At 54.2% G+C, this 26,562-nt stretch carries 29 protein-coding genes, 3 tRNA genes, 2 rRNA genes and 2 riboswitches; of the genes, 5 read left to right on the top strand and 29 right to left on the bottom strand.

Annotation, left to right across the window (positions count from 1 at the left end; genetic code table 11):
- Positions 1-129: 129 nt before the first annotated feature.
- The 14 genes from wecB to BLO51_RS13000 form a co-directional block, all read right to left on the bottom strand.
- The gene (gene wecB, locus BLO51_RS13065; protein WP_090672224.1) at positions 130-1,272 is read right to left on the bottom strand and encodes a non-hydrolyzing UDP-N-acetylglucosamine 2-epimerase; all 1,143 of its coding nucleotides are present in this window, start codon (positions 1,270-1,272) and stop codon (positions 130-132) included.
- Between the two features lie 28 nt (positions 1,273-1,300).
- Complete coding sequence (upp, locus tag BLO51_RS13060; RefSeq protein ID WP_090672221.1) at positions 1,301-1,930, bottom strand: uracil phosphoribosyltransferase; 630 nt, start codon at positions 1,928-1,930, stop codon at positions 1,301-1,303.
- Positions 1,931-2,199: 269 nt separating this feature from the next.
- On the bottom strand, positions 2,200-3,447 hold the full coding sequence (gene glyA, locus BLO51_RS13055) for a serine hydroxymethyltransferase (protein ID WP_090672218.1): 1,248 nt from the start codon (positions 3,445-3,447) through the stop codon (positions 2,200-2,202).
- A 51-nt stretch (positions 3,448-3,498) separates the two neighbouring features.
- Entirely contained in the window at positions 3,499-4,116 is a 618-nt protein-coding gene (locus tag BLO51_RS13050; protein ID WP_090672215.1) for a TIGR01440 family protein, read from the bottom strand.
- A gap of 34 nt (positions 4,117-4,150) precedes the next feature.
- A complete protein-coding gene (rpiB, locus tag BLO51_RS13045) occupies positions 4,151-4,609 on the bottom strand; it encodes a ribose 5-phosphate isomerase B (protein WP_090672211.1) in 459 nt (152 codons plus the stop codon).
- 97 nt (positions 4,610-4,706) lie between these two features.
- Positions 4,707-4,787, bottom strand: a riboswitch (ZMP/ZTP riboswitch).
- A gap of 82 nt (positions 4,788-4,869) precedes the next feature.
- Entirely contained in the window at positions 4,870-5,454 is a 585-nt protein-coding gene (locus BLO51_RS13040; RefSeq protein ID WP_090672432.1) for a low molecular weight protein arginine phosphatase, read from the bottom strand.
- Positions 5,455-5,556: 102 nt separating this feature from the next.
- The gene (locus tag BLO51_RS13035; protein WP_090672208.1) at positions 5,557-6,120 is read right to left on the bottom strand and encodes a manganese efflux pump MntP; all 564 of its coding nucleotides are present in this window, start codon (positions 6,118-6,120) and stop codon (positions 5,557-5,559) included.
- 150 nt (positions 6,121-6,270) lie between these two features.
- Positions 6,271-7,332, bottom strand: coding sequence for an L-threonylcarbamoyladenylate synthase (locus tag BLO51_RS13030; protein WP_090672205.1), 1,062 nt, complete (start codon positions 7,330-7,332; stop codon positions 6,271-6,273).
- Positions 7,333-7,380: 48 nt separating this feature from the next.
- A complete protein-coding gene (gene spoIIR, locus BLO51_RS13025) occupies positions 7,381-8,208 on the bottom strand; it encodes a stage II sporulation protein R (protein ID WP_090672202.1) in 828 nt (275 codons plus the stop codon).
- Positions 8,209-8,350: 142 nt separating this feature from the next.
- Positions 8,351-9,268: a peptide chain release factor N(5)-glutamine methyltransferase gene (gene prmC, locus BLO51_RS13020; RefSeq protein ID WP_090672199.1), complete on the bottom strand. Its 918-nt coding sequence runs from the start codon at positions 9,266-9,268 to the stop codon at positions 8,351-8,353.
- Entirely contained in the window at positions 9,261-10,340 is a 1,080-nt protein-coding gene (gene prfA, locus BLO51_RS13015) for a peptide chain release factor 1 (protein ID WP_090672429.1), read from the bottom strand. Before prfA ends, prmC begins: the two co-directional genes overlap by 8 nt.
- A 175-nt stretch (positions 10,341-10,515) precedes the next feature.
- Positions 10,516-11,616 carry a redox-regulated ATPase YchF gene (gene ychF / locus BLO51_RS13010; RefSeq protein WP_090672196.1) on the bottom strand — a complete coding sequence of 367 codons (1,101 nt, stop codon included), beginning with the start codon at positions 11,614-11,616 and terminating at the stop codon, positions 10,516-10,518.
- A 167-nt stretch (positions 11,617-11,783) separates the two neighbouring features.
- Positions 11,784-12,503 carry a peptidoglycan recognition protein family protein gene (locus BLO51_RS13005; RefSeq protein ID WP_090672192.1) on the bottom strand — a complete coding sequence of 240 codons (720 nt, stop codon included), beginning with the start codon at positions 12,501-12,503 and terminating at the stop codon, positions 11,784-11,786.
- A gap of 92 nt (positions 12,504-12,595) precedes the next feature.
- Positions 12,596-13,282 (bottom strand): flagellar brake protein, encoded by a 687-nt coding sequence (locus BLO51_RS13000; RefSeq protein WP_090672188.1) that lies wholly within the window; start codon positions 13,280-13,282, stop codon positions 12,596-12,598.
- Between the two features lie 98 nt (positions 13,283-13,380).
- Positions 13,381-13,469, bottom strand: a riboswitch (cyclic di-GMP riboswitch).
- 334 nt (positions 13,470-13,803) lie between these two features.
- Here BLO51_RS13000 and tadA point away from each other — a divergent pair.
- From tadA to BLO51_RS12985, 3 genes are all read left to right on the top strand, one after another.
- Positions 13,804-14,277, top strand: a complete 474-nt coding sequence (gene tadA, locus BLO51_RS12995; RefSeq protein ID WP_281180356.1) for a tRNA adenosine(34) deaminase TadA — start codon at positions 13,804-13,806, stop codon at positions 14,275-14,277.
- 115 nt (positions 14,278-14,392) lie between these two features.
- Positions 14,393-14,466: transfer RNA gene (locus tag BLO51_RS12990), tRNA-Pro, on the top strand.
- Between the two features lie 185 nt (positions 14,467-14,651).
- Entirely contained in the window at positions 14,652-15,134 is a 483-nt protein-coding gene (locus BLO51_RS12985) for a GNAT family N-acetyltransferase (RefSeq protein ID WP_090672181.1), read from the top strand.
- A 128-nt stretch (positions 15,135-15,262) separates the two neighbouring features.
- Here the strand turns inward: BLO51_RS12985 and BLO51_RS12980 are convergent, their stop codons facing one another.
- The 3 genes from BLO51_RS12980 to BLO51_RS12970 are packed head-to-tail and all read right to left on the bottom strand — an operon-like array spanning position 15,263 to position 17,510.
- Positions 15,263-16,393, bottom strand: a complete 1,131-nt coding sequence (locus tag BLO51_RS12980) for a hypothetical protein (RefSeq protein WP_090672176.1) — start codon at positions 16,391-16,393, stop codon at positions 15,263-15,265.
- Complete coding sequence (locus BLO51_RS12975) at positions 16,390-16,902, bottom strand: anti-sigma factor family protein (protein ID WP_167670194.1); 513 nt, start codon at positions 16,900-16,902, stop codon at positions 16,390-16,392. The genes BLO51_RS12980 and BLO51_RS12975 overlap by 4 nt, the downstream gene beginning before the upstream one ends.
- Positions 16,899-17,510 (bottom strand): RNA polymerase sigma factor, encoded by a 612-nt coding sequence (locus BLO51_RS12970; RefSeq protein WP_281180355.1) that lies wholly within the window; start codon positions 17,508-17,510, stop codon positions 16,899-16,901. Before BLO51_RS12970 ends, BLO51_RS12975 begins: the two co-directional genes overlap by 4 nt.
- A 133-nt stretch (positions 17,511-17,643) precedes the next feature.
- On the opposite strand from BLO51_RS12970, the gene BLO51_RS12965 reads away from it, so the two are divergent.
- Positions 17,644-17,716, top strand: a tRNA-Arg gene (locus BLO51_RS12965).
- Positions 17,717-17,838: 122 nt separating this feature from the next.
- Positions 17,839-17,994 (top strand): hypothetical protein, encoded by a 156-nt coding sequence (locus BLO51_RS29205; RefSeq protein ID WP_167670193.1) that lies wholly within the window; start codon positions 17,839-17,841, stop codon positions 17,992-17,994.
- Between the two features lie 54 nt (positions 17,995-18,048).
- Here the strand turns inward: BLO51_RS29205 and map are convergent, their stop codons facing one another.
- The 12 genes from map to BLO51_RS12900 form a co-directional block, all read right to left on the bottom strand.
- On the bottom strand, positions 18,049-18,792 hold the full coding sequence (gene map / locus BLO51_RS12960) for a type I methionyl aminopeptidase (protein ID WP_090672170.1): 744 nt from the start codon (positions 18,790-18,792) through the stop codon (positions 18,049-18,051).
- Positions 18,793-19,306: 514 nt separating this feature from the next.
- Positions 19,307-19,450: a small acid-soluble spore protein P gene (locus BLO51_RS12950; RefSeq protein ID WP_090672163.1), complete on the bottom strand. Its 144-nt coding sequence runs from the start codon at positions 19,448-19,450 to the stop codon at positions 19,307-19,309.
- A gap of 17 nt (positions 19,451-19,467) precedes the next feature.
- Positions 19,468-19,647, bottom strand: a complete 180-nt coding sequence (locus tag BLO51_RS12945; RefSeq protein WP_090672160.1) for a hypothetical protein — start codon at positions 19,645-19,647, stop codon at positions 19,468-19,470.
- Positions 19,648-19,665: 18 nt separating this feature from the next.
- On the bottom strand, positions 19,666-20,013 hold the full coding sequence (locus BLO51_RS12940; RefSeq protein ID WP_090672156.1) for a hypothetical protein: 348 nt from the start codon (positions 20,011-20,013) through the stop codon (positions 19,666-19,668).
- A gap of 115 nt (positions 20,014-20,128) precedes the next feature.
- Positions 20,129-20,218, bottom strand: a tRNA-Ser gene (locus tag BLO51_RS12935).
- A 47-nt stretch (positions 20,219-20,265) separates the two neighbouring features.
- Positions 20,266-21,546, bottom strand: coding sequence for a serine--tRNA ligase (gene serS, locus BLO51_RS12930; protein WP_090672153.1), 1,281 nt, complete (start codon positions 21,544-21,546; stop codon positions 20,266-20,268).
- Entirely contained in the window at positions 21,540-22,130 is a 591-nt protein-coding gene (pdxT, locus tag BLO51_RS12925; protein ID WP_090672151.1) for a pyridoxal 5'-phosphate synthase glutaminase subunit PdxT, read from the bottom strand. The genes serS and pdxT overlap by 7 nt, the downstream gene beginning before the upstream one ends.
- Before the next feature lie 40 nt (positions 22,131-22,170).
- The gene (gene pdxS / locus BLO51_RS12920) at positions 22,171-23,052 is read right to left on the bottom strand and encodes a pyridoxal 5'-phosphate synthase lyase subunit PdxS (protein WP_090672148.1); all 882 of its coding nucleotides are present in this window, start codon (positions 23,050-23,052) and stop codon (positions 22,171-22,173) included.
- Positions 23,053-23,171: 119 nt separating this feature from the next.
- On the bottom strand, positions 23,172-24,473 hold the full coding sequence (locus BLO51_RS12915; RefSeq protein WP_245719647.1) for a D-alanyl-D-alanine carboxypeptidase family protein: 1,302 nt from the start codon (positions 24,471-24,473) through the stop codon (positions 23,172-23,174).
- A gap of 122 nt (positions 24,474-24,595) precedes the next feature.
- Complete coding sequence (gene guaB / locus BLO51_RS12910) at positions 24,596-26,053, bottom strand: IMP dehydrogenase (RefSeq protein ID WP_090672143.1); 1,458 nt, start codon at positions 26,051-26,053, stop codon at positions 24,596-24,598.
- A gap of 184 nt (positions 26,054-26,237) precedes the next feature.
- A 5S ribosomal RNA gene (gene rrf / locus BLO51_RS12905) occupies positions 26,238-26,354 on the bottom strand.
- Positions 26,355-26,450: 96 nt separating this feature from the next.
- A 23S ribosomal RNA gene (locus BLO51_RS12900) occupies positions 26,451-26,562 on the bottom strand; the annotation flags it as partial.

Genomic DNA, 26,562 nt, shown 5'->3' with positions numbered 1-26,562 from the left:
AATTTTGTCAATTGTGCAATTTAGCATTTTTTCTATGACAAAAATCACAAAAACGTTGGTATATCAAGGTTTTTTTGGCTCTCAAACCAAACAGTGCAACTGTACGCTGTAGCGTTTGTCAATATATTGTCACGGTTGGAACGACTCCGGCCTATCTGGCGTATGCCCGAAATGGTACAGGATGGCTTGAACGATCCGTTCGGACGCCTTTCCGTCGCCGTAAGGATTGGCCGAACGGCTCATCCTTTCGTACAGCGCCTCATCGCTGAGCAGCGCTTTCGCCCGTTCGTAGACACGCTGTTCGTCCGTCCCCACCAGCTCAAGCGTCCCGGCGTCAATCCCTTCCGGCCGCTCGGTCGTTTCGCGCAGCACGAGCACCGGTACGCCGAACGAAGGAGCTTCTTCCTGCATCCCCCCCGAATCGGTCAGGATCAGATGCGCATGCCGGTAAAAGTTGTGGAATTCCAACACGTCGAACGGCTCCAGCAGCTTGATCCGGTCATGCCCGCCGAGCATCTCGTGAGCCGGTTCCTTGACGGCCGGACTCGGATGCACCGGATACACGATGACAATATCTTCAAACTCGTCCACCAGCCTGCGCACGGCGCGGAAAATTTGCCGGTGCGGCTCGCCCTGCGACTCCCGGCGGTGAGCGGTCATCAGCACGAGGCGTTTGCCCTTCGCCCAATCCAGCACCGGATGGGTGAACTGCTCCTGTACCGTATATTGAAACACATCCGTCACGCTGTTGCCAGTGACATAGATCGCGTTCTCGGGCTTATTTTCTTTGCGCAAGTTACCGGCAGACCAATTCGTCGGTGCAAAATGCATATCAGCCAGCACACCCGTAAGCTGACGGTTCATCTCTTCTGGATACGGCGAGAGTTTGTTCCACGTGCGCAGTCCGGCTTCGACGTGCCCCACTTGAATCTGCTGCAAGAAAGCCGCATAGCTGGCAAGGAACGTCGTCAGCGTATCGCCGTGAACGAGAATGATGTCCGGCTTCTCTTCTTTGAACACGGGATCGAGTCCCTGCAGCACGCGAATGGTGATTTCGTTCAGCGTCTGGCGGTCCTTCATGACGTCCAGATCGTAGTCGGGCTTGATTTTGAAAATATCGAGCACTTGATCGAGCATTTGGCGGTGCTGCGCCGTAACGCATACGAGCGACTCGATGTGCTCCGGGTGCTTCTCCAGCTCTTTCACCAGCGGAGCCATCTTGATGGCTTCCGGCCTTGTCCCGAAAATCGTAATGACTTTAGTTTTTTTCATGCTCTGCGGTTTCCCCTTCCCCGAAGCTTTATTTCGTTCCGAATAACCGGTCGCCCGCGTCTCCGAGTCCGGGCACGATATAGCCGTGATCGTCCAAATAATCGTCGATGGCCGCTATGTAAATATCGACGTCCGGATGCGCCTGCTGAACGGCTTGGACGCCTTCGGGAGCGGCGATCAGACACATCAGCTTGATCTGGGTGCAGCTGCGCTTCTTGAGCGCCTCGATCGCCGCATTTGCCGAGCCTCCGGTGGCCAGCATCGGATCGATCACGATCAGCTCGCGCTCCGTGACATCCGTCGGCAGCTTGGCGTAATATTCGACCGGCTCCATCGTTTCCGGGTCCCGGTACAATCCGATGTGACCCACTTTAGCCGCCGGGACAAGCTTCAGAATGCCGTCCACCATGCCGAGCCCCGCTCTTAAAATCGGAATAAGCCCGAGCATCCGCCCGGAAATGACCCGGCCTTCCGCCGTGGTCACGGGCGTGCGCACCTCCACCTTCTCCAGCGGAATATCTCTCGTAATCTCATAGGCCATCAGCGTGGCCACCTCGTCGACAAGCTCGCGAAAATCTTTTGTTGTCGTATTTTCGTCCCGAATGTACGTTAACTTATGTTGGATCAGCGGATGATCGCAAACAAATACTTTTCCCATGCATTGCTCCCCCTACTAACGCTATGAAGCCAAACCTTGTCTATTATACCACAACTATAAGAAGTAATCCCAAATCGCGCGAAAAATATGCAGCTTCGACAAAAATGATCCACGTGGAACAAATAAAATTAGCACGCGGTAAGGAGCGGCAGGCCTGCCATTAGCCGGGGTCCGAGTCCGTCCGGAGCTTATCGAGACCAGCCGAAGCGAACAACACAAAAGAACCGGCCCCTTCGCGAGAAAAGGTCCGATTCTTTTGCAAAAGCGAATTAGTATTGAAGCCCCGAATAAAGCGGGTACTGTGCGGTCAAGTCTTTGACCATCCCCCGCACCTTGTCATGGACCGCCGCGTCGGACGGATTTTTCAGGGTAAGAGAGATGAGCTTCGCGATCGTTTTCATCGCTTCTTCGTTCATGCCGCGGGACGTAGCCGCCGGTGTACCCAGACGGATGCCGCTCGTTACGAACGGGCTGGTCGGATCGTACGGGATCGCGTTTTTGTTGACGGTGACGCCGACTTCATCAAGCAGATGCTCGGCTGCTTTACCCGTAATGTTCAAGCTGCGCAAGTCGATGAGCATCAAGTGGTTGTCCGTACCACCGGACACGATGTCGATGCCTTCGGCCGACAATGCTTCGGCCAACGCTTTGGCGTTGTTGATGACGTTTTGCGCGTACGTCTTGAACTCCGGCTGGAGCGCTTCGCCGAACGCTACGGCTTTCGCTGCGATGATGTGCATCAGCGGACCGCCTTGCGTGCCCGGGAAGACCGCTTTATCGATTGCCGCCGCCCATGGCTTACGGCACAAAATCAATCCGCCACGCGGACCGCGAAGTGTTTTGTGCGTCGTCGTGGTGACGAAGTGCGCATGCGGCACCGGATTCGGATGCAGACCGGCTGCGACCAATCCCGCGATATGTGCCATGTCTACCATGAAGAGCGCGCCGACGTCTTCAGCGATTTTACCGAGCGCTTCAAAGTCGATCGTGCGCGAGTATGCGCTTGCGCCAGCTACGATCAGGCGAGGTCTATGCTTGAACGCCGCTTTGCGGACGTCGTCGTAATCGATGCGGGCATCTTTTTCGGATACGCCGTACTCAACGAAATTGTACAGAATGCCGGACGCATTCACCGGGCTGCCATGTGTCAAGTGACCGCCGTGGGACAAGTTCATGCCGAGAATCGTATCGCCTGGCTTCACCGCCGCAAGATAGACGGCCAAGTTCGCCTGCGCTCCGGAGTGCGGCTGCACGTTCGCATGCTCGGCGCCGAACAATTCTTTCGCGCGGTCGCGGGCGATGTCCTCCACGATGTCAACGTATTCGCAGCCGCCGTAGTAGCGCTTGTGCGGATAGCCTTCGGCATATTTATTGGTCAGTACCGTACCCATCGCTTCAAGCACGGCTTGGCTGACAAAGTTTTCGGAGGCGATCAGCTCGATTTTGTCGCGTTGACGGCCGAGCTCCAAGTTCATGGCCTCGACGATTTTCGGATCTTGTTTGCGCAAATGTTCCATAATGAATAAGTCCTCCTCATAGTTAAAATGATTGATTGTATATGATGACTGTTAATCGCAGCTTCCTTCTTCGCGCGGCGGCTCTGCCGTATAGACGGCACGGGCTCCGCCGATCAGCTTCGGGCGGGTAACCGCCATCAGCACGGGCGCCTCGCCAATCTGCCGAATCGACGGCCGGACCGGTACAGCTACGCGCTTCAAGTGCATCCCGATCAACGTGCCTCCGATATCGATGCCGGCATGCGCCGCCACGGTCTCTACGACGACGGCATCGGCCAGCTTCCGGTAGGCATAAGAGGCCATAGAGCCGCCGGCTTTCGGTACCGGGATGACGCTTACCTGCTCCAAGCCGTACCGCCGCATCGCTTCCCTCTCCATCACGAGCGCCCGGTTCAAATGCTCGCAGCATTGATACACCGGGAAGAAATCGGCTTCTGCCCTTACGGCTTCCACCGCTTCGTAGATCTCCCCGGCGACCGCTTCGCTGCCCCCGGTGCCGATATGGCGGCCAAGCACTTCGCTCGTGCTCGTCCCGATCACGATGAGCTGGCCCGGCTCGATTTTCCCAGCCTGAACCAACTCCCGGACGATCGTTTCGACTTGCGTACGGACGGCGGAAACTGGCGAATCCGCTTCCTTCCCGCTGTTAACGTTCGGCTGTTCGATCATCGATCTCACCCTCTTTTCCTGCCGTATGGCAAATTTAAGGATGTATGGCGAATTTGTCTTCGAGCGCCTTGACCTTGTTCACCCGATTCCGGTGGCGTTCGCCTTCCGAAAATTCGGTTTCGAGCCAAATCTTGACGATTTCCTGCGCAACCCCCGGGCCGATGACCCGCTCGCCCAGCGCGAGCACGTTCGAATCGTTATGCTCTCGCGTCGCTTTGGCGGAAAACAAATCGTGCACGAGCGCGCAGCGGATACCCGGCACTTTGTTGGCCGCGATGGTCATGCCGATGCCTGTCCCACAGATCAGAATGCCTTTGTCCGCTTCGCCGGCCGCCACTTTCTCGCACACAGCCAGCGCATAATCCGGGTAATCGACGGAATCACCGCAGCTGCAGCCGTAATCCTGTACTTCGTGCCCCAATGATTCGATCAGAGGCTTCAGCTCGTCCTTCAGCCGGTACCCCGCATGATCCGCACCCATTGCAATTTTCATTTTCGTGAATTCGCCTCCTCGATAATGTCGATTTAATTATAACCCAACCGCGACAAAAACGAAAAAAGAGCATGACGCATGCGTATTCGCTTGCGATGCTCTTTGCCCAGGCGACCGGCCGTATGTCCCGATGCTCCACTGTGGTTGCCCCCACTCGTCGCCAGTTACATCGGGATTCCTTCATGTATACGTCCCATCATATCCGATTCTGCGCCCGGTGTAAAGCCTATCTCGCTGCCTGAGCGGTAACGCAAGGAGCTTCAGCGGGCTTCTTTTAGCTTGGCCGCGAGCTTGATTAGACAGGCGTGAATTTCGGCCGCGCAGCTCTCGTACTGCTGCAGCGAGCCGCCGAACGGATCGGCGATGTCCGGAGTGGAAAGCTCCCGCTGCAGCGTCACAATACGGGACCGCTCTTCGTCCGTCACCGGCTTCGCCAGCGCTTGCTTCAGTTGGATATCGGTCATCAGCCTTTCGACCTCGGCGATCTTCGTCGCGGCTGCCGAATCGGATTCCACGTATTCCTTCAAGGTATGAATCTTGTCCACGGCGTCCGGAAACCGTTGAATCGTATATCTTTTGTGCGCGGAAGTCATCGTCAGGATCAATTCCGCCCACTCGACTGTCGATGGCGAAAGGGCAGCGGAACGCTGGGGCCTTGTGCCGCCGTTTGATTTCAACACAGTCGCTGCGTGCTCGGAGATCGGAGTCCCGTCTTGGGCGGCCACCCCGGCGGAACGTACCTCAATCCCCGCCAGCCCCTCGTCCGCCAGTATTTTTCGCATCAATCCTTCCGCCATCGGACTGCGGCAAGTATTGCCGGTACAAACGAACAAGATCCGGTTCATCGCATTCTCCCCCTCTTTCATCTCTAAAATGGTTCTCCCCTATATATTACCTCAAAACCATCCGATTTACCTCTAAACCGCCCAAAGGCGGATGCGGATCGGTCACAACAAAAATCGAATGCCAAACGCAAGCAGGATGACGCCGCCCAGCGCTTCGCCATACTCTCCCACCCATTCGCCGACCCTTCGGCCGAGCGTCAGCCCGGCGACCGACATGAGCCCGCCTGCTGTACCGAACATGAGAACGGTCATGAGGACATCCCCTGCGAACATCCCGAGCGAGACGCCAACCGAGAACGAATCGATACTGACGCTGAGCGAAAACAGCATGAGCCCCCAAAAGGAACGGTGATCGTACGTCGGGGACTCTTCCGCACGCAAGGAGCTGTAAACCATATGCGCTCCGAGCAGCAGCAGCAGAACGCCCCCGCAGATCGTGGCGACTTTGCCGATCAGCGCGCTGATATAGCCGCCCGTCCACATTCCCGCCAGCGGCATCAAAATGTGGAACAGAGCGGTTACGATGCTGATTTTGGCAATATCGAGCTTGCGGATGCCCCGCATGCCGATCCCAAGCCCCAGTGATAACGCATCCAGACCGAGGGCAAGCGCCATAAGTCCGATGGAAATGAATTGTCCCCACAGCAGCGGCGATGCCAAATCCATGCTTCCCCTACCCCCTGTCCTCTTCTTAACCAACATATGCGGACAAGAGGGTAAACATGAATTCTATACAAATTCTATACGAATCTTATAGAAGGCGAGTGAATCCTATTGTGTGCACACGGGGCGGAAGACACGAAGCTGAAATAATGGCTACACCGTTAAAATGCGGCCTCCAGCAGCTTTGCGCAGCCGGTTCATAATGGCGGCCCCGAGGCCTTCTTCGGGGCAAGCCTCGGCTGCGATGAAGCCGACCCCGGCTTCGTCGAACTCGCGCAGTGCCGCGTACAGCCCATGGGCGACCGTCTCCAGGGCGTCCATGCGGCCGCACGGCACGACATGGTCCGCGCGGAAGCGGTCCGCGTGCTCCGCGTAGGTCAATACGCCGGTGCGCTCGCCCCGCGCCCGGGCTTCGTCCAGCTCGCGCTGCATGCAGGCATGCACCAGCTCGTCCGAAGCGCCCTGCACAAGCACCATCGTCCCCCGTGGAGCGTAGTGCGCATATTTCATGCCTGGTGCGCGCGGAGCGTCGGGCTCGCGGTGCTCCGCCTGCGGCTCGATCACGGGAATACCCGGCAGCGCTTCGCGAAGCTGGTCCGCCGTAACCCCCCCGGGCCGCAAAATATAAAGCACATCGCCCGCGAATTCCACCACGGTCGATTCCAGGCCGACCCCGGCCTCTCCTCCGTCGACGATTCCCGCTATGCGACCCACAAGATCACCCAGCACGTGCGATGCGTTCGTCGGGCTCGGACGGCCGGAACGGTTCGCGCTCGGAGCGGCGACCGGACAGCCGGAGGCTTCAATCAGCGCGAGCGCGACAGGATGGCCCGGCATGCGCAGCCCGACCGTGGAAAGTCCCGCCGTGACGAGCGGGGACAGCGCGCCCGGCTTGACCGGCAGCACGACGGTCAGCGGTCCCGGCCAGAAGGCGTCCAGTAAACGCAAAACGGCCTCCTCCGGCGGAGCGACGAGCTCCTCCAACTGAGACCTGTCCGCGATATGAACGATCAGCGGGTTATCCGACGGCCTGCCCTTGGCTGCGAAAATGTCCGCAACGGCCTCCGTGTTCCGCGCGTCCGCCCCGAGGCCGTACACCGTCTCGGTCGGAAACGCGACCGTTCGTCCGCTCCGCAGCAGCGCGGCCGCTTCGAGCAATGCTTCCCGTGAAGGGGCTCCCGCGCTCACTTTCCACACCTTTGTTTCCGTCGTCATGTTCGTTATCTTCCTTTCCTGACAGGCCGGCCCGGACGGGCCGCCGCTTCAGGCAAACCACGAGCCGACTTTGTTCATGAGATCCCATAAAAGGAAGCGCACTTCCGGCTGCGGCGCATCCGGAGTTTCCGGTTGAGCTTTGGATGGGACGGATACTTTGCCGCTATCCGCTGCTTTTCCGTTCCGGACCTTGGCGTCGCCTCCGGCGGTTCTCTTTTTACTCTCTGGCTGGCTTTTCTCCCCCGCTTCGGCAGCGCTCCGTTTCGAAGCCGGGGCATTTTCGCTTGGAGCCGATCCGCCATTTTCCGCAGACTCTTCCGAAGCGGCGGCATACGCCGTATTGTTCTTTTTCACGACACCCGTGTCTGCGAAGCATAAAGGCGGGAACAGCACGCACCACCAGTTCTGCCCTTCGGCGGCGCCGATGGCGATGCGCAGCGCTTCGTAATCCCCCGCGGGATACACTTCGTTGTTATATACTTTAGCCGGAAACGGGACCATTCCCAGTTCCACGCGATACGTATAGTCAAAGCCATTCTTGCGCAGCGTTTCGCCGACGAGTTTATCGAGCTCGGGTAGATGGTCGCGCAAGGTTTGGCGGGCCGCTTCGATGCCTTGAGGCTCGGTCGCCCAGCTTTTCATCTGCTCCATGACGGCGTCGCGCACTTCGCGCTTTACCCACTGATCGGCCGGAGCGTCGGAGTTGGCCAGAATGCGCAGACGGATCGCTTCCTTCGGAATCGAGCTTCCCGTTTCCATTTCGCGCTCCGCCAAAACCAGCATCGCATTGGAACGGTTCGTTTCCCAACAGGCCAGCATCACCATAAGAGCAAAAACCAAGTACGCATATCGTTTCCACGCAAACCGTTTGACCATCTCCGAACAGCCCCTCTCGAACTCTAGCATTTCTAGTTGTCAGTATGCTCGGGTTTGAGAGAGTTTATACTCGGCCGGAAAATAAAGTTCCGCACGCTGTGTTTGTATAGCGGTTGGAGGCCCAGCCTGCCTGTCCTCAGGCTCAATCCTTTCTTCGATAAGCGATCACATGCCGGTCGATCCCGGCCAAATCCGGCACGATCCGCACCTCATCCCAATCGGCCGCCCGCTCCAGCAAACGGCGTACCTCGTCCGCCTGCCCTTGGCCGACCTCGAAGCCGACCAGCGCGGGCAGCGCCGGAAGCTCGCCCAGCTGCGCCGTCAGGCGGCGGTACGGTTCCAGCCCGTCCGCTCCGCCGTACAGCGCCGTCCGCGGCTCGAACAGCCGCACCTCGGGCTGCAGCCCCGCCTCATCCGCCTCCGGAATGTACGGCGGATTGGACACCACCAGATCGAGCCGCTCGCCGCGCTCGATCCACGGGCCGAGCAGGTCCCCTTCCACAAAGGCGACCCGTCCGGCCACTCCGTTGCGCTCGGCGTTCGCTCGCGCCACCGCCAGCGCGTCCGGCGCGATGTCCGACGCCGTCACGCGCCACGACGGGCACAGCACCGCGAGGCTCACCGCGATCGCGCCGCTGCCAGTGCCGACGTCTGCGATCGTCGGCGAAGCCACACCTCCGGCGCCCGGCCCGCCCGCGGCCTCGCCAAAGAGCTGCCGCCCGAGCCGGACCACCTGCTCGACCAGCAGCTCCGTCTCCGGCCGCGGGATGAGCACCGCTGGCGTCACCGTAAAGGGGAGCCCGTAGAACTCCTGCTCCCCGATGATGTACTGCACCGGCTCGCCGCTCGCTTTGCGCTCCAGCAGCCGCTGCCAGTCCGCCTCCCGCTCCTGCGGGAACGGCTCCGGCCAGCGCAGCAGAAGCCCGCTGCGGCTCTCGCCCAGCAGGTGCTCCAGCAGCCGCCCGGCATTCGCCTCCGGCTCCCGCACCCCGCGCTGCCGCAAAAAAGAAGAAGCCTCGGCATAGGCTTCACGTATCGTTATCCGCCGCTCGTCACGCACCGGCGTATTCTCCTTTTTCCATCTGCTCGGTTTGCGAGGCAATCGTCAGCGATGAAATGATCTCGTCCATATCGCCGTTCAACACGGCGTCCAGCCGGTGCAGCGTCAAGCCGATGCGGTGATCGGTCACCCGACTTTGCGGGAAGTTGTACGTACGGATCCGCTCCGAGCGGTCGCCCGTGCCGACCTTGCTCTTCCGCTCGGCACCGTACTTTTCCATCTCTTCCTGCTGCATCTTGTCGTAAATCCGCGCGCGCAGCACCTGCAGCGCCTTCTCTTTGTTCGAGTTTTGCGATTTGCCGTCCTGACACGTCGCCACGATCCCGGTCGGAACGTGTGTCACCCGAACGGCGGATTTCGTCGTATTGACGGACTGTCCGCCCGCGCCGCTCGAACAGAACGTGTCGACGCGAATGTCCGAATCGTTGATCTCGATGTCAAAGTCTTCCATTTCCGGCATAACCGCTACCGTCGACGTCGACGTATGGATGCGCCCACCCGACTCCGTCGTCGGAATGCGCTGCACGCGGTGCGCCCCGCTCTCGAACTTCAGCTTGCTGAAAGCGCCCTTACCGTTCACCATGAAAATGATCTCTTTGAAGCCACCGAGATCGTTCGTGTTGACGTCCATCACTTCCGTACGCCAGCCCTGCGCATCGGCAAACTTGGAGTACATCCGGTACAGGTCGGCCGCAAACAGAGCCGCCTCGTCCCCGCCGGCCGCGCCGCGGATTTCCACGATGACGTTCTTGTCATCGTTCGGGTCCTTCGGCATCATGAGAACCTTAATGCGTTCCTCAAGCTCCGTTTTGCGCTCCGATAGCTCGTCAAGCTCCATCTTAACGAGCTCCTTCATTTCGTCGTCAAGCTTTTCGTTCTGCATCGCCCGCGCCGCTTCGTATTGCTCGGAGACGCTTTTATACTCCATATAGGCGTCGTACGTCTCCTGCAGATCGGACTGCTCTTTGGAATATTCCCGCAGCTTCTTCGCGTCCCCCGCAACATCCGGGTCGCACAGCAGCTCACTCAACTTTTCATAACGGTCAGCCAAGGCTTGAAGCCGGTCCAGCATCGTCATTCACCCTTTCTTTTGTTCCGTTTTTTCGTAAGTTTACCCGTTCCGGTTCCTTTGCAGCTCCCGTGGAGCCCACAGCCTTCTCTCCCGGCTGCTGCTCCTCTCTCCGTTTCACCGCGAATCGCGCGGCCGAAGCGAAAGACGGTCCCCCAAGTCCCTCAGCCCAGCCTCGCTATACGTTGAAACGGAAGTGCATGACGTCGCCGTCCTGAACGACATATTCCTTGCCTTCCAGACGCAGCTGTCCTTTTTCTTTCGCCGCATTCATCGAACCGGACCCAATCAAATCTTCATAGCCAACGACCTCTGCCCGAATAAAGCCACGTTCGAAGTCCGTATGAATCACCGCCGCCGCTTGCGGGGCTTTCGTACCCATGCGAATCGTCCAAGCTCGAACTTCCTGAACGCCAGCCGTAAAATACGTATACAAGCCAAGCAGCTTGTAAGCCGCTTTAATCAGCCGATTCAAGCCGGATTCCTGCAGCCCCAGCTCCTCAAGGAACATCGCCTTGTCTTCGCCTTCCAGCTCCGCGATCTCCGATTCAACCTTCGCGCTGATCGGCACGACTTCCGCGCCTTCCTGCACCGCGTATTCGCGTACCTTCTGCACGTACGGATTGCCCTCGGCATCGGCCACTTCCGATTCGCTCACATTGGCCGCGTACAGCACCGGCTTCATCGTCAGCAGATGCAGATCGCGGATCAACAGCTTCTCTTCGTCGCTGAGCTCCACGCTGCGCGCTGGTTTATCGTTGTAGAGCGCTTCTTTGATCCGTTCGAGCGTTTCGACCTCTTGCGTGTACTTTTTGTCGCCGCCCTTCATGTTTTTGCGGGAGCGATCAATGCGCTTATCGACGGAATCCACGTCCGCCAAAATCAGCTCGAGGTTAATTGTCTCGATATCGCTGATCGGATCGACCGTGCCCGAAACGTGGGTAATGTTCTCGTCCTGGAAACAGCGCACGACGTGAACGATCGCATCCACCTCACGGATGTGCGCCAAAAATTTATTGCCCAGTCCTTCGCCTTTGCTGGCGCCTTTGACCAGGCCCGCAATATCGACGAATTCGAATGCCGTCGGCACGATGCGATTCGGATTCACGATCTCGGCCAACCGGTCAAGACGCTCGTCCGGCACCTCGACGACACCGACGTTCGGATCTATAGTACAAAACGGGTAGTTCGCCGACTCCGCACCGGCTTGCGTAATCGCGTTAAATAACGTAGATTTGCCAACGTTCGGCAGTCCGACGATCCCTGCTTTCAATGCCATGAAAAGGACAACTCCTTCAGTGTATTTCTAAGCAAATTCCTAACTTAAAATTATACTACAAAACCGGCCTTTGTGTCACCTCATGCCCGCACAGCAAAAAATACCGGCTTCGCGTTCCGCAAGGCCGGCTCTATTCGCATACTGTCTTCGTTTCTCTCGTATGCAGCCTACTCTTCCGGTTGACCGGAAGCCTTTCTGAGCTCGTTCGCCAGCCGGTGAAATTCCGCCTGACCTTCCGCATCGTCAATTGCCAAATACGACGCAGACAAAAAACGGATCAGGTTATTCGCATCCTCCACGCTAAGAAGCGTATCCGGCGGGTCCGGCGTAACGCTGGAAGCGTACTCGTTCGCCACGTCCTGCAGCAAATCGTCAAACGACTTGCCAAGCAGTCTCAGCGGCTCCTTGGGGTCCGTGCGCCGTGCCGGATCAAGCATGTAATGACCGGCAATGTCCGTCTCCGGATTCAGGCCGTACCGGTAGCAGGCATACGCCAGTACCCAAACGTATCTTTTGTACGCTTCGCCCAGATCGATGCTTCCGCCGTAGCAGAGCTCGACCGCACCGGCCGCATCGTTGGCATCCACCCCGTAACGGGTGTTGTCCGTCGTTACGTTATACACAACGTGATACGCCTTCTCCGGAGCCCCCGTCAAAAACGGGATGCACTCGATAATCTCTCGGTCGTCCGCAAACAAATGCGCCGAAGCTGATATGTCGTTTCGGGTCTGTTCGTAATACGCTACGTTGGATGCAGCCGTCGCACCGGGATTGCCCGTATCGTGCGCCACCATGAAGCGGCACGGGTCCAGAGCAAGAACCGGACGGCGTTGGCTCGGCCCCGTCAAATACCGGGGAACGATCTCGTATTTCATCGTAAACGCCACGCTGATCACCACCTCGAAGCTTTTATCTTTAAGATATGCTCCAAGTCCTTATCCGGTCAGACGCGTTTGTCGATGAAGGCTGCGCCCTTTTTTTACTCTTCCCGTTTCTGCGCAAAATGCGTCTCCACCTGTTTTTTCAGAATGAATGCGCGCAGCGAATTGGCCTTATCCGCGGCCAGCTCGTCGAAATGGGCCCCGTAGTAGCAGCCGAACTCCACCGGCTCCGTTCGTATAATTTCCGCACGGCAGTGCATCGCGAAGCCAAGGTCGAGATGCAGCTGCACCAGCGCGTCCCGATCCAGCTCAACAGGCTCTTCAATGATAAAACCTACCCCGCTGAGGCTGATGTTTTTAACGGTAAGCGGAATCTGCCCCTCCGGTACCTGCCAGGAACCGTCCTCGTTGCGATACGAAACGAGAGCGCCCTTTTGATTCACCTGGACCCGGGGATGCTCGCGCTTTTCCGCGAACCGGTTCTGATGCTGGGGTGGAATAAGGACCATGACCACGCCCTGATCCTTGGCAACGACCGTCGACTCGAACGGGTAAAAGCCGCCCGGCGAATAAATCGTCAGCTTGACCGCATCCCCCAATTCGAACGCTTTGTACTCCGACATTTCGATTTCGAGAATATCCCCTTCGACGTACGTCAATATCCCGGTGGATACAAATTTCTCTTTCTCCACTACAATTCGGCTGTTCAGCATAACCGTTCCCGAGCTGCGGTGTCTTTCTTTAGAATTGTCAAGATGCTTGCGGGAAACAGCCGGTGTGTTCATCCGCTACGTCACCATCCTTGGTTTTTTAGTGATGTCCTTGGCGCAAAAAGGCCGCCTCCCCCCGTAACAGAAGAAACAGCCGGCGAATTCCGCATCTTTTCGGCGGCCAGGCTGTCGTAGTCCGTCTGCGAACCTTAGACCCTAAGCTTTGCGTCGCTGCCTTTCGGCAGGTTTGCCATGAACGAATGATTGCAATACTTTATTATCATTATCGTATATGTCAAATCAATCAATTATAGGACAATTTACCTAATCGATACTATATTTAGTGCCGATCCCCAATCATCATCGCCAAAATTCATTTTTTCTTAATAATTCACAATGGGGATAACTTTGCTATTCACATCTTCAACGGCCTGTGGATAACTTCAAAATTCGTATTATTCCTTGCTATTTCGACTCGGATTATCTACAATGAATTGAAAATAACACTTGTTATCCACAAATTTATCCACAGTGTGTTAACAACGAATATTTGTTCGAGAACACATTGTGCAATTACGATAATCGAGGTGTCCAGCTTGTCCGCAGCATTATGGGAAGAACATTTGCCTTTTATGAAAGCCGCGATCGAAGAAGCCCATAAGGCGGAAGCGATACGCGAAGTGCCGATCGGGGCAGTCGTTGTGCTCGGCGACGAGATCATTGGCCGCGGCCACAATGTCCGCGAAACGACGCGGGACCCGCTGGCGCATGCCGAACTGATCGCGATTAAGCAAGCGAGCGAACATCTAGGTGCCTGGCGTCTGCTGAACTGCCGGCTCTATGTTACATTGGAGCCTTGTCCGATGTGCGCGGGTGCGATCGTGCAAGCCCGAATCAGCCAAGTCGTCTTCGGTACCCCGGACCCGAAGGCCGGCTGCGCAGGCACGCTGATGAATCTGCTCCAAGAAGACCGGTTCAATCATCGGGTCGAGGTAATCGGCGGCGTGATGCAGCAGGAATGCGGAACGATGCTGACGCAGTTTTTCCGCAAGCTGCGGGGAAAAGAGTAAACGCCGGCTTCTACATCAAGCTGCCGCAATTTGTGACGGCAAAAAAGAGGCCGTCCTCTTTACATTTTCTTAGGACGGTGGTAGAATAAAAAAGCTTCGTGCTAAGGCACACCGACGAGACGTGGCTCAGCTTGGTAGAGCGCTTGGTTCGGGACCAAGAGGTCGCAGGTTCAAATCCTGTCGTCTCGATACTTTTAAGACAAGAATTGCGGTCAAATCGACCGCAATTTTTTTATTTTCTTCGACGAAAAACCTACACAAGAAGTCTTGCATAATTCATCCCTTCCAACGTGGCCCGGACTAGTCGTACTTTCCATACCGTCAATGTATAATAAAAAACGAATGCTACATGATTGTGGAAAAGGAGAGCCGAGATGGAAATTGTCGTTTCGAAAGCAGCGGCGGAGCAAAAATCCGTCATGCGTAATTTGCTGGAGCTGTACAAATATGATTTTACCGAATTCGATCCGGAAGACGTAAACGAGCACGGACTATTCGAATATCCGTACCTTGATCATTATTGGACGGAGGAAGGAAGACATCCTTTCCTTGTTCATGTGGACGGGAAGCTGGCCGGGTTTGCCTTGATTCGGGAGTTAGGGGCGGATGAGCGGGTGTATTCAGTCGCCGAATTTTTTGTTATGAAAAAATACCGCCGATATGGGGTCGGGCGTGAAATGGCTTTTGCTTTGTTTAACCGGTTTCCAGGTCAATGGGAAGTGGCGCAAATGGAGGAGAATGTGCCGGCCCATACGTTCTGGAGACGGATTATTGATGAATATTCGAAGAGTAACTATCAAGAGATGACGAGAGACGATTGGGAAGGACCCATTCAAATCTTTCGATCGGTCCCGTAAAAAACAGCCGCTGGCTCAATGCGAAATGGACCGTGAGTACACGGCCCATTTTCGATTACCCGTTGACCTCAATCTGGTTGCGATACCTATCCCGCGGCAGTACCACGGTAACGCTCATATCCATTTAATTAGCGATCCCTTTTGCCCTTTTTATTTCCGAGCAGAAGCCGGATGCCCCCGCCGATCAGCAGCACCGAGATGACGAACGTTTGGAAATACTGACCGAACCATCGCATGATCTGCTGCTGCTGTTCTGCGGAAAGCCATATTCCCAGTGTACTCAGCAGCACGCGATCGAGCAAATAGTACACCCCGAGCGCAAGCAATCCGTAACCTAGCCATCGCTGGTGGTGCAGGAGCCAGTTAACGATCGGCACATCTCTCAATTCCTCGCGGCCGCTCTTGGATACCATCTGCAGCGCGTCGAAGAAGCTGAAAAACCACAGGATCGGAATCAGGAACATGAACAGTGACAGCCGCATCACGTCCATGATATAGATGCAGAGCAGAAAGGCTGCCATAAGCTGCAGGCCGCGCTTTTGCAAGCCCAAGTACATATGCCCCGCCCCGGGGAAAATCGAGAGTAGCGTAGCCAGCGTTTTATTCTTCTTGCCAGACTCCCGGCTCGCTTGAAATTCTTCAAAGATCGTCAGGTTTGTTAGAGCCTCTCCCCGCTCCTTCCGTCCATACTGCTGCACGCAGTCGAACATGCAGTACAGCCAAATGACCGGCAGGGCGCCGAGGAATACCAGAAATACGTCGCGGTGCGTAATGACGCTGAGGAAGAAGATCATCACCGTCAGTCCGAAGAACAAGACCATAAAGCCAAGCCCGCGCTGCATAAGCCCGAGGTGAAGATGACCGAGCCCCGGAACGAAAGAAAGCACAATGGTGCGAAAACGATCGTTCATTGGAGCTGCGGCATCTTGCGCCCAAGACCGGTAACTTCCATCTGCCGGTCCATAACGCTGGCCATCCCCGCCCGTAGGCTGCCAGCCGGCAGGCGGACGGCCGCTTCGGATGATCAATACTAAGACCATATCAATGACGTTCACAACGGCTACAGCGACTGCAAGTAAGATAACGGGAAACGCGTTGCGTTCCCCTGATAATACACCGACAGCGAAAGTCAGTAGCACTAGGCCGAAAAATCCGAATCCGTACATTAACCCCCGGAACGTGCGTCCGATATATATGTGGCCTAGTCCGGGAATGAACGACAACAGGAACGCCGTAACCGGACTTTTATATATGTTCATCGGATACCTCCTCTTTCATGTTTCGGTTGGATGGAATCAAGCAAGCCGATCGTTTTTTCCAGCAACATTTCGGAGAACGGAACGTAGGCTTCCGCTTGATCGGATGCGGAATAGGACATGCGGCCGGGTTCCAGATTGCCCGTGAGCGAGTGGAACACCCCGGTGCTCATTAAGAGCAGCGTGATGGCCGCAGCAACAGCATAATGGAAGAAGGGACTCTGCGTCCAGGGAATACGCCGTTTACGCTCTGCCGGTTGGTTCGCCGGATTATCATCGGCCCCGGGAGCAGGCGGCTGCTCTTCCGTCCAACGCTGCATGACCGCAGCGGCAAAAGCGTCCGTATCTGGTAATACCGGAAGCCCGTCTGCCATTTGCCCGATACACTCCATGTACAACTCCAAGCAGGCGTCACAGCCGTCCAGATGCGCCTCGCAGCGCTCCCTCTCCTCCGGCGGCAACTCATCATTCACATACTGCATCCAGATGTTCAGCGGCCTGTGTTGATTCATTCCCACTCCTCCTCCTTCCATACTTTCCGCATATATTGCTTTGCCCGGTACAGCTTCGATTCCACCGTTTTGATCGCGACCCGCTGCTCTTCGGCAATCTGTTGATAGCTTTTCTCCTCAATATAAAAGGCGACCACGACATCCCGGTAATTTTCCGGCAGACAATCCAAACGTTCACGAACGTACGTGCTTCTTTCGCGTCGGATGACCTGCGTCTCTACGGGACTGTCTGTCTGGAGCGGTTCGGGAGGCGTACGTCCCTCCCAGTCATCCGTTAAGTCTTCTTTCTTGCGGTCCTGTGACCGTTTGAAATCGATGGCTTTGTTGACGGCGATTCGCGTGAGCCAAGTTTTAAGACCTTGGTACCGGTACTGGGGGAGAGACGCATATATTTTCAGCAGCGCTTCCTGCGTGACGTCCTCTGCATCTTTCGTCGAACGCAGCACCCCGTAGACCGCATGGAACAAATAGTGTCCGTATTTGTCCACCAGTTCGCGGAACGCATCCGCGTCGCCCGATATGATGCGCGCAATCCATGCTTCTTCTGTAATCGTTCTCCCCCTCCCTTCTCTGCGAATAGACGAACTCAGACAAACCAAACCCTGCATGATTTTTTAAAAATTTTAAAAAAATATCTTTTTATTGTAATGGTCATCTTGACCGGGAACAATGGAAAACAAAAGCCGAGACCGACTTTATTCCCTTTGCGCGGTGTGGTATAATGAGTATTGCTTGAATCAAGTCCCCGTAGCTCAACAGGATAGAGCAGTCCTCTCCTAAAGGACCGATAGAGGTTCGAGTCCTCTCGGGGACGTTTACACACTTATGTAATCCGCTACCGCTGAGGCCCTAAAGGGGGCCTCTTTTTGCTTTTCCGGCCCGCATATATGCATAAAAAAACGTTCCCCATACCACACTAGTGTAGAGGTGACGCCGATGGCCAACAGGAACGATTCGGACGAAGAGATTTACATTTTCAACAACGAAGCGATTAACGATGTCAAGACAGACGCCACCGGAGAACGGAGCTCTTCCAAAGGGGCGGCGGATGTCTCTGAAACGTCAAAAAACCAACCAAACGAGCAAGTTTGACCACAGCCAAGAGCCCGCAGTACGAGTTCGTTTCGTACCGCAGGCTCTTGTACTTCATTCGGTTAAAATGAGCGGGCCGTCACGGGTAATGGCAACCGTATGCTCGAATTGCGCCGACAGGCTGCCGTCGTACGTTCTCGCGGTCCAGCCGTCGAAGTCGATAAACATCTCATGCTTTCCCGCGTTGATCATCGGCTCGATCGTGATCACCATACCCTCCTGCAGCAGAAATCCGCGCCCCGGCTTGCCAACATGTGCAAAAGAAGGTTCTTCATGCATCTCGCGTCCGATGCCGTGTCCGACCAAATCGCGAACGATGGAAAAGCCGGCTTGCTGAGCGTGCTGCTGGACCATGTGCATGACGTCCCCGATTCGATTGCCGACAATGGCCTTAGGGATGGACAGATCCAGGCACTCCTTCGTGACCCGAACCAACCGCTCCGCTTCCTCCGATATCTTTCCGACGGCATACGTACGGCAAGAGTCGGCCATCCACCCATCGTAGCTGCAGACAATATCCATCTTTAAGATATCCCCCTCCTGCAGCGGCTCTTGGTTAGGAAAGCCATGGGCAATGACATCGTTCACGGAAGCGCAGGTGGCGAACGGATACCCTTTGAAACCCTTAGTCACTTGTTTTGCACCATGCTCGTTTATGAACCGTTCGGCAAAATCGTTGATTTCAAGTGTCGTCAGCCCGGGACGAACCATCTTGGAAATTTCTTGATGGCATTCGGCTAATACGGCTCCGGCTTTGGCCATTAAAGCAATTTCTTGCGGCGTTTTCAAATGAATCATCAGACCACTCCTCCCTCCGACGATCATTGATTGCGTGCGACGTGGAGGAAACCCGGTGCACGGCAGACAACAGTCGGTTTCCAACTATTTTACGACGATTCCCCATGTCCTGCCACTCAGCTCGAGATAAGCCCTTTTCCGATTACAAATGTATGCAATAGTTTTTGCATAATGACGCAAAAAGTGATTAATATCACGCAAAAAATGCATTCTCTTTTGTTGCGCTCTATGGTAAAATAAGGTTTCAATCACAAAATCGAGGTGGACATGATGCCGGCAAATAGCTGCTATTACATCATTTATGATGAATACTCCATTTCCATTTGTACCATGTTAGACGATGTATGTGATGCGATGGCAGGCGGGTCTTTGTTATACGGATATACGGATAACGAAGAAATGGCTCACTTGTTATTGAACGAATGTTTTCTTAGGGTGGAGAGAGAAAAAAACAATCTATAACCACGTAATATAAAAACAACAGCCTCTTACAATAAGTAAGAGGCTGTTTGTGTTACCCTTCGCCGTTATTTTGACGGCTATGGTTTTGATTTTTTACTTTTTTCGAACCGGATAAGGGGGCATTCGGCTGACGGCTCTCTTCCCGGTTATGCCGGCCGCTTGGAGGGTTGACCGGCTGTGGAATGTCTTTAGGCATCGTTAGACCTTCTCCCTTCAGTCGATATCGGACATCGGCTCATGAGGCGGTTTATCGTGGTTCAGGGCATCCTGGTGCCGGTGATCGTTTGTTTGCTGCTGTACTTGTTGAGCCTGATGGCCGGTTACCGTCGTTTTGTCCAAATCCTTCACGACATTTTGCAAATTTTTATCGACACTGCTTTTATTTTGAGTCATGACGTGACCTTCCTCCGTTTAGCTATGCGTAAAAGCATGAAGCTGCTGGGCACATTCGTGGATATGTCTTACATAATCGTCCACAAGCGTTTGAATGACGTCGGTCCGCTCGTCGACAGCCGTCCCTTCCCTCTCAACGTCGATCAGTTCCACCTGCACTTCCCGGGAATCGACATACGTACATTTAAAATCGAAGCTGTAATTGCTTCGTCCGGCTGTCGCGAGATGAACCCGAATGACGTTCGCTTCCGCTTCATCCGCCTTCACTTCCGCACGGTCCGAGGCGTTCAGGACGGTCGGCAGCGTTCTCGCCCAAGCTTCCGCCAAACGCTGATTGTCCACTTGCAAGCTGTCCTTTTTGCTCATGAGTCGCACCTCCATGGTTGTTAACATGCGAAGTCCGCGACCTTCTTATACCAAGGATGAAGCAGCAAAAAAAGCCATCAAAAAAACGACCCTTAGGGTCGTATACTTGTATGTATGGCGGAGAGGGTGGGATTCGAACCCACGGTGCCCTCACGAACACGGCGGTTTTCAAGACCGCTGCCTTAAACCACTCGACCACCTCTCCGGGTGACACCAAGCATTGTATCATAAATCAAAAAGCTTTTTCAAGCTCTATTTCTTGCTGATCCGTGTAACATTCCCCATATAAGGCTGTAACACTTCCGGAATCAGCACGCTGCCGTCTTCCTGCTGGTAATTTTCGAGAATCGCAGCGACCGTCCGGCCCAGCGCCAGACCCGATCCGTTCAGTGTATGAACGAATTCCGGCTTCGCTTTCGCATCGCGGCGGAAGCGGATGTTCGCACGGCGCGCCTGGAAATCCTCGAAGTTGCTGCACGACGAGATTTCACGGTACGCATTGCTGCTAGGCAACCATACCTCCAGATCGTACGTCTTCGACGAGGAGAAGCCCAAATCGCCTGTACAAAGCGCCATTACGCGGTAAGGAAGCTTCAGGAGCTGCAGCACCTTCTCCGCCTCGCCAGCCAGCTTCTCAAGCTCCTCGTTCGACTTCTCCGGAAGAACCATCTTCACGAGTTCTACCTTGTTGAACTGATGCTGACGAATGAGTCCGCGAGTATCACGCCCGGCCGAACCGGCCTCGGAGCGGAAACAAGCGCTGAACGCCACGAAATATTTCGGCAGATCCTCCAGAGCCAAAATATCGTCCCGATGGTAATTCGTCACCGGCACCTCGGCGGTCGGAATCATGAAATAGTCCACGCCTTCGATTTTGAACACATCTTCTTCGAACTTCGGCAGTTGCCCGGTTCCCGTAAGACTATCACGGTTTACAAGGTATGGAGGAAGCATTTCCGTATACCCGTGCTCGTCCGCATGCAGGTCCATCATAAAATTGATCAGAGCCCGTTCCAGACGCGCCCCAAGCCCTTTATAGAACACGAACCGAGAGCCCGTAACCTTCGCCGCCGCTTCAAAATCCAAAATATCAAGCTCTTGTGCTGTTTCCCAGTGCGGCTTCGGCTCGAAAGAAAAGGACGGTACTTCACCTACCCGGCGAATCTCCACGTTATTCTCTTCCGAACCGCCTACCGGCACGTCAGCTTGCGGCATATTCGGAATCGCCAGCAGGATGGCATCCAGCTCGGCTTCCAGACCTCGAATTTCCTCATCCAGCGACTTGATCCGATCGCCGACAACCTTCATCTCTTCGATCAAGTGATCGGCGTTTTCTTTCGCCTTTTTCAGCTGCGCCACTTCTTGCGAAACGACGTTTCTGCGGTTTTTCAATTGTTCCGTTTCTTGCAAAAGCTCTCTGCGCTTCAAATCCAGACTCGTAAAACGGTCCAGCTCCTCCAAGTTTTTGCCTCGGTTGGCCATACCTTGTTTCACTTTGTCCAAATCTGCGCGCAGCAATTTTATATCTAACAAGGAGATCCCTCCTGTTTCATCTCACGTACCATGTCCAAAAAATAAGCGTGCATTCGTTCATCATCGGTCAGCTCCGGATGAAACGATGCAGCCAGCAAATGCCCTTGACGGGCTGCAACGATCTGGTCACGGTACGTCGCCAACACTTCCACGCCTTCACCCACTTGTTCGATCAGAGGCGCACGGATGAATACCGCGCGCACATCCCGATCGATGCCTTTAATATCCAAGTCCGTCTCAAAGCTTTCCCGCTGCCGGCCAAAAGCATTGCGCGCAACCTGAATATCCATCAGCCCAAGGTGAGCCTCTTCCTGCCCTGCAATATGTTTTGCGAGCACAATCAGTCCTGCGCATGTGCCGAAAAGCGGCTTGCCCTGCCGCGAAAATTCGCGTAGGGCATCTATAAATTGATAGGTTCGCATCAGCTTGCCGATCGTCGTGCTCTCGCCGCCCGGAATAATGATTCCGTCAATCTCCGCCAGCTGCTCCGTCCGCTTCACCGCGACGCCGGTTCCGCCGGCTTTTTCGATCATGCGGATATGCTCGGCTACGGCACCCTGCAGCGCCAAAACACCTATGTTCATCCCTCTATACCTTCTTCCCGAGAAACAAGCTCCAGCCGGCTTACCAGCCGCGCTCCTGCATCCGTTCGGATACATGCAGCTTCGAAATTTCGATCCCCTTCATCGGCGCACCCAGATTTTTCGAAATATTGGTAATCAACTCATAATCCGTATAATGGGTCGTAGCCTCAACGATCGCTTTTGCGAATTTCTCCGGATTTTCCGATTTGAAAATACCCGATCCTACAAACACGCCATCGGAGCCCAAATGCATCATGAGCGCGGCATCTGCAGGAGTCGCTACACCGCCGGCCGCAAAGTTAACGACTGGCAATTTTCCGGTTTCGTGCACTTGCAGCAGCAGTTCGTAAGGGGCGCCCAAGTTTTTAGCTTCCGCCATCAGCTCGTCTTTGGACAAGCTTTGGATTTTGCGGATTTGGCCCGTGATCATACGCATATGACGAACAGCCTCAACAATATTGCCCGTTCCCGGTTCGCCCTTCGTACGGATCATCGATGCACCTTCACCGATCCGGCGAAGCGCCTCGCCGAGGTCTCTTGCGCCGCACACGAACGGTACCGTAAATTCCCTTTTGTTGATGTGGAACACTTCATCGGCAGGAGTCAATACTTCGCTCTCGTCGATATAGTCCACGCCCATCGATTCGAGTACCTTTGCTTCAACAAAATGTCCGATACGCGCCTTGGCCATAACCGGAACGGAAACAACTTTCATGACTTCTTCTACGATGGTAGGGTCAGCCATCCGGGCAACGCCGCCTGCCGCGCGAATATCCGAAGGAACTCTTTCCAAAGCCATAACAGCAGAAGCGCCTGCAGCTTCAGCAATGCGCGCTTGCTCTGCACTCATGACGTCCATAATGACGCCGCCTTTTTGCATTTCGGCCATACCTTTTTTAACGCGGGATGTACCTGTTTCCATATCCGATTCCTCCTGGGAACATATCGTTAATATTACTTCCATCCACTGAAATTAGGACAAGCTACTAGTCAATTATTTTACAGCAAGCGCTTCAATTTAACAACCCGTTCGCCTTGATTTTATCCCTTTTTGGCACCGCTGAACAGATCGACGAAGAAGTCTTTAACCGCCCGGAACAACAACCGGAACCAACTGCCCTTCTCCACTTCCTCCGCAGCAACCAGATTGACCGGATATTCTTTGCCGCCATACGTCACTTTTGCCGTTCCAAGCACTTGCCCTTGAGCAATTGGCGCGACAAGCTTGCTGTCATCCGCCAGCGGCTCCGCCGTGATTTGGAATTGCTCTTTAGATGTGCCTTTTTTCGCGATAATTCTAAGTTCGGATTGCGTAACGACCGGAACTTGCGTGGCAACGCCTTTTTTAATATTGACTGTTTTCAATTTTTCTATTTCCTGCTTCGCATTCAACACGGGCACGAATTCGAAATTCGTAAAGCCGTAGTCGAGTAGTTTGCGCGTTTCGATAAAGCGGTCCGGTTCCTTCGGAGCACCCATAATGACACTGATTAAACGCATTCCGTTACGCTCGGCCGTACCTGTGAAGCAATAAAGCGCTTCTTTCGTACTGCCTGTCTTCAGACCGTCTAGTCCCTGGTAAGCATACTTTTTAAGATTGACATTATCCTTGTTTCCTTCCAACATCCAGTTCCAGTTAATCATCGGTGACTTGTCCTTCTCGCGGAACTTCCTGGACAGGGTCGCCGTGTATTTCAATACTTCCTTATGGTCCTTAATAAGATTATAAGCGATAAGAGCGGTATCTCTGGCTGTCAGCATCGTTTCGCCTTGCACTTCAGTAGGTGCATATTTCCCCATATCCGCTCTTGGCAAGCCAGTCGCATTTATAAAATGAGCCTTGTCCGAAAGCCCGAACTGTTTTGCCTTCTCGTTCATCATCTTGGCGAATAGTTCTTCGCTGCCCGCAATTCTTTCCGCTAACGCCACCGAAGCGTCATTCGCCGAATAGATCGACATTGCAGCAAACATATCATCTACGGTCGCTTGTTCATTCAAAGCCAGCAGGCCGCCCGAGCCGATGACTTCGGCCGCATTTGGAGTTGTATTCACCATTTCCGTAGAACTAAGCTTTCCGCTTTTAATAGCTTCCATCACCAAATATTCGGTCATCATTTTCGACATACTGGCGGGAGGATAAGCTTCGTCCGCATTCATTTCATATAAGACTTGCCCGGTACTCGCTTCCATGAGAATCGCAGATCTGACATTGAGCTTCAAATCTACCGGGGCATCCGCTGCTAGTACGGAAGCGGATTGTACCAGAACAAGAGTGGCGTTCAGCAAAAGAGTCGCAGCTACGATCGAACAAACGCGTTTTACTTTAAAAAACAACCAACTCACTCCTAAAAAAAATTTTATAAAAATAACGTACGTTTAATTGTACCACAAGCCTCTTTCGCTTTACAAAAGCAAAAACGGAAGCCCCAGGCTTCCGTTCTTTTTTGCACGACCCCTTCGTAGGACTACAACGAATAGTTCGGCGCTTCTTTTGTTATTTGAACATCATGCGGATGGCTTTCCCGAAGGCCCGCCCCCGTAATGCGGGTAAAGGATGTTTCGTTGATAAGCGCCGAAATATTTTTAGCTCCGCAGTAGCCCATCCCGGAACGCAGTCCGCCAACCAGCTGATAAAGCGTATCGGCCAATGGTCCTTTATAAGCAACTCTACCCTCGATACCTTCTGGTACAAGCTTGCTTTCGTTCTCTTGGAAATAGCGGTCTTTGCTGCCTTGTTTCATTGCGCCAATCGACCCCATTCCCCGATAAACCTTATAGCGGCGGCCTTGGAATATTTCCGATTCGCCCGGACTCTCTTCCGTACCGGCGAATAAGCTGCCGAGCATGACCGCACTGGCTCCAGCTGCGATCGCTTTGACGACGTCTCCGGAATATTTAATACCGCCATCGGCTATGATCGGCACGTTGTACTGCTGCGCAACCGTCGCACAATCGTAAATCGCCGTAATTTGTGGTACGCCAATACCAGCAATCACCCGCGTCGTACAAATGGAGCCTGGCCCGATTCCGACCTTCACCATGCTTGCTCCAGCCTCGATCAGATCCTTCGTCCCTTCGCCAGTCGCCACATTGCCTGCACAAATTGGCAGGTCAGGGTACTGCTCGCGAATTTTGCGAACGGTATTAATTATATTGATATGGTGCCCGTGCGCCGAGTCAACGACGATCAAATCCGCGCCAGCTTCGACCAAAGCTGCCGTACGCTCCATGACATCCTTGGCTACGCCTACCGCGGCGCCGGCCAGCAGACGGCCTTGTTTGTCCTTTGCCGAGTTCGGGAACTGAATGGCCTTCTCGATATCTTTAATCGTAATCAAGCCCTTGAGAATCCCATTCTCATCAACCAACGGAAGCTTCTCGATCTTATGCCGCTGCAGAATGCCTTCTGCTTGTTGAAGCGTCGTGCCCACAGGAGCTGTTACAAGATTTTCTTTCGTCATGACTTCTTTAATTTTAATCGAATAATCATGAACGAAGCGCAGATCCCGGTTTGTTAAAATACCGACAAGCTTCTTGTTCTCGTCACAAATCGGCACACCGGAAATCCGATATTTAGCCATCAACTCTTCGGCATCATAGACATGATGCTCCGCAGTAAGGGAGAACGGATTAGTGATTACGCCGCTTTCCGAGCGCTTTACCCGATCCACTTCCTCCGCTTGCTGTGCAATCGTCATATTCTTGTGGATGACCCCGATTCCGCCTTCTCGAGCGATAGCGATTGCCAAAGCCGATTCCGTTACCGTATCCATGGCCGAGCTTAAAAAAGGAATGTTCAGATTGATGTGGTCTGTCAGTTTTGTCGATATGTCGATTTCCTTACCGAACACATCCGATTTTCTCGGTACCAGCAATACATCGTCAAATGTCAAACCTTCTTTGGCAAACTTAGTCTCCCACACAAAAATAATCCTCCTTATTTTTTTCATGCTATACATGCCGCAAGATATTAATAGCAATCTTATCAAAAGCCCATTTTTAGTGTCAAGCAAAAAGTCATGAAGTTTCCATGGCAATTTGTTATTTAGTATGCCAATTTCCATAAGAAAAAGAGCCTCTCCGGATAAAATCCGAAGAAGCTCTTGTGCTTGGCGACGTCCTACTCTTCCGGGACCCTGCGGTCCAAGTACCATCGGCGCTGGAAGGCTTAACGGTCGTGTTCGGGATGGGTACGCGTGGTTCCCTTCCGCCATCATCACCAAACGGATGTCGATGTTTCTGCCACGAAACATCTTTTACTTTTCTCAAGGCGACTTGCACCCTGAAAACTGGACCGAAACAAAGCGTAAAGCGAATGTATTGGATAAGCCCTCGACCGATTAGTATTCGTCAGCTGCACACGTTGCCGCGCTTCCACCCCGAACCTATCAACCTCGTCGTCTACAAGGGGTCTTACATACTGGGAAATCTC

This window comes from Paenibacillus tianmuensis (genome assembly GCF_900100345.1).
Taxonomy (GTDB): domain Bacteria; phylum Bacillota; class Bacilli; order Paenibacillales; family NBRC-103111; genus Paenibacillus_G; species Paenibacillus_G tianmuensis.
This window is presented reverse-complemented; position numbering and strand designations above follow the sequence as displayed.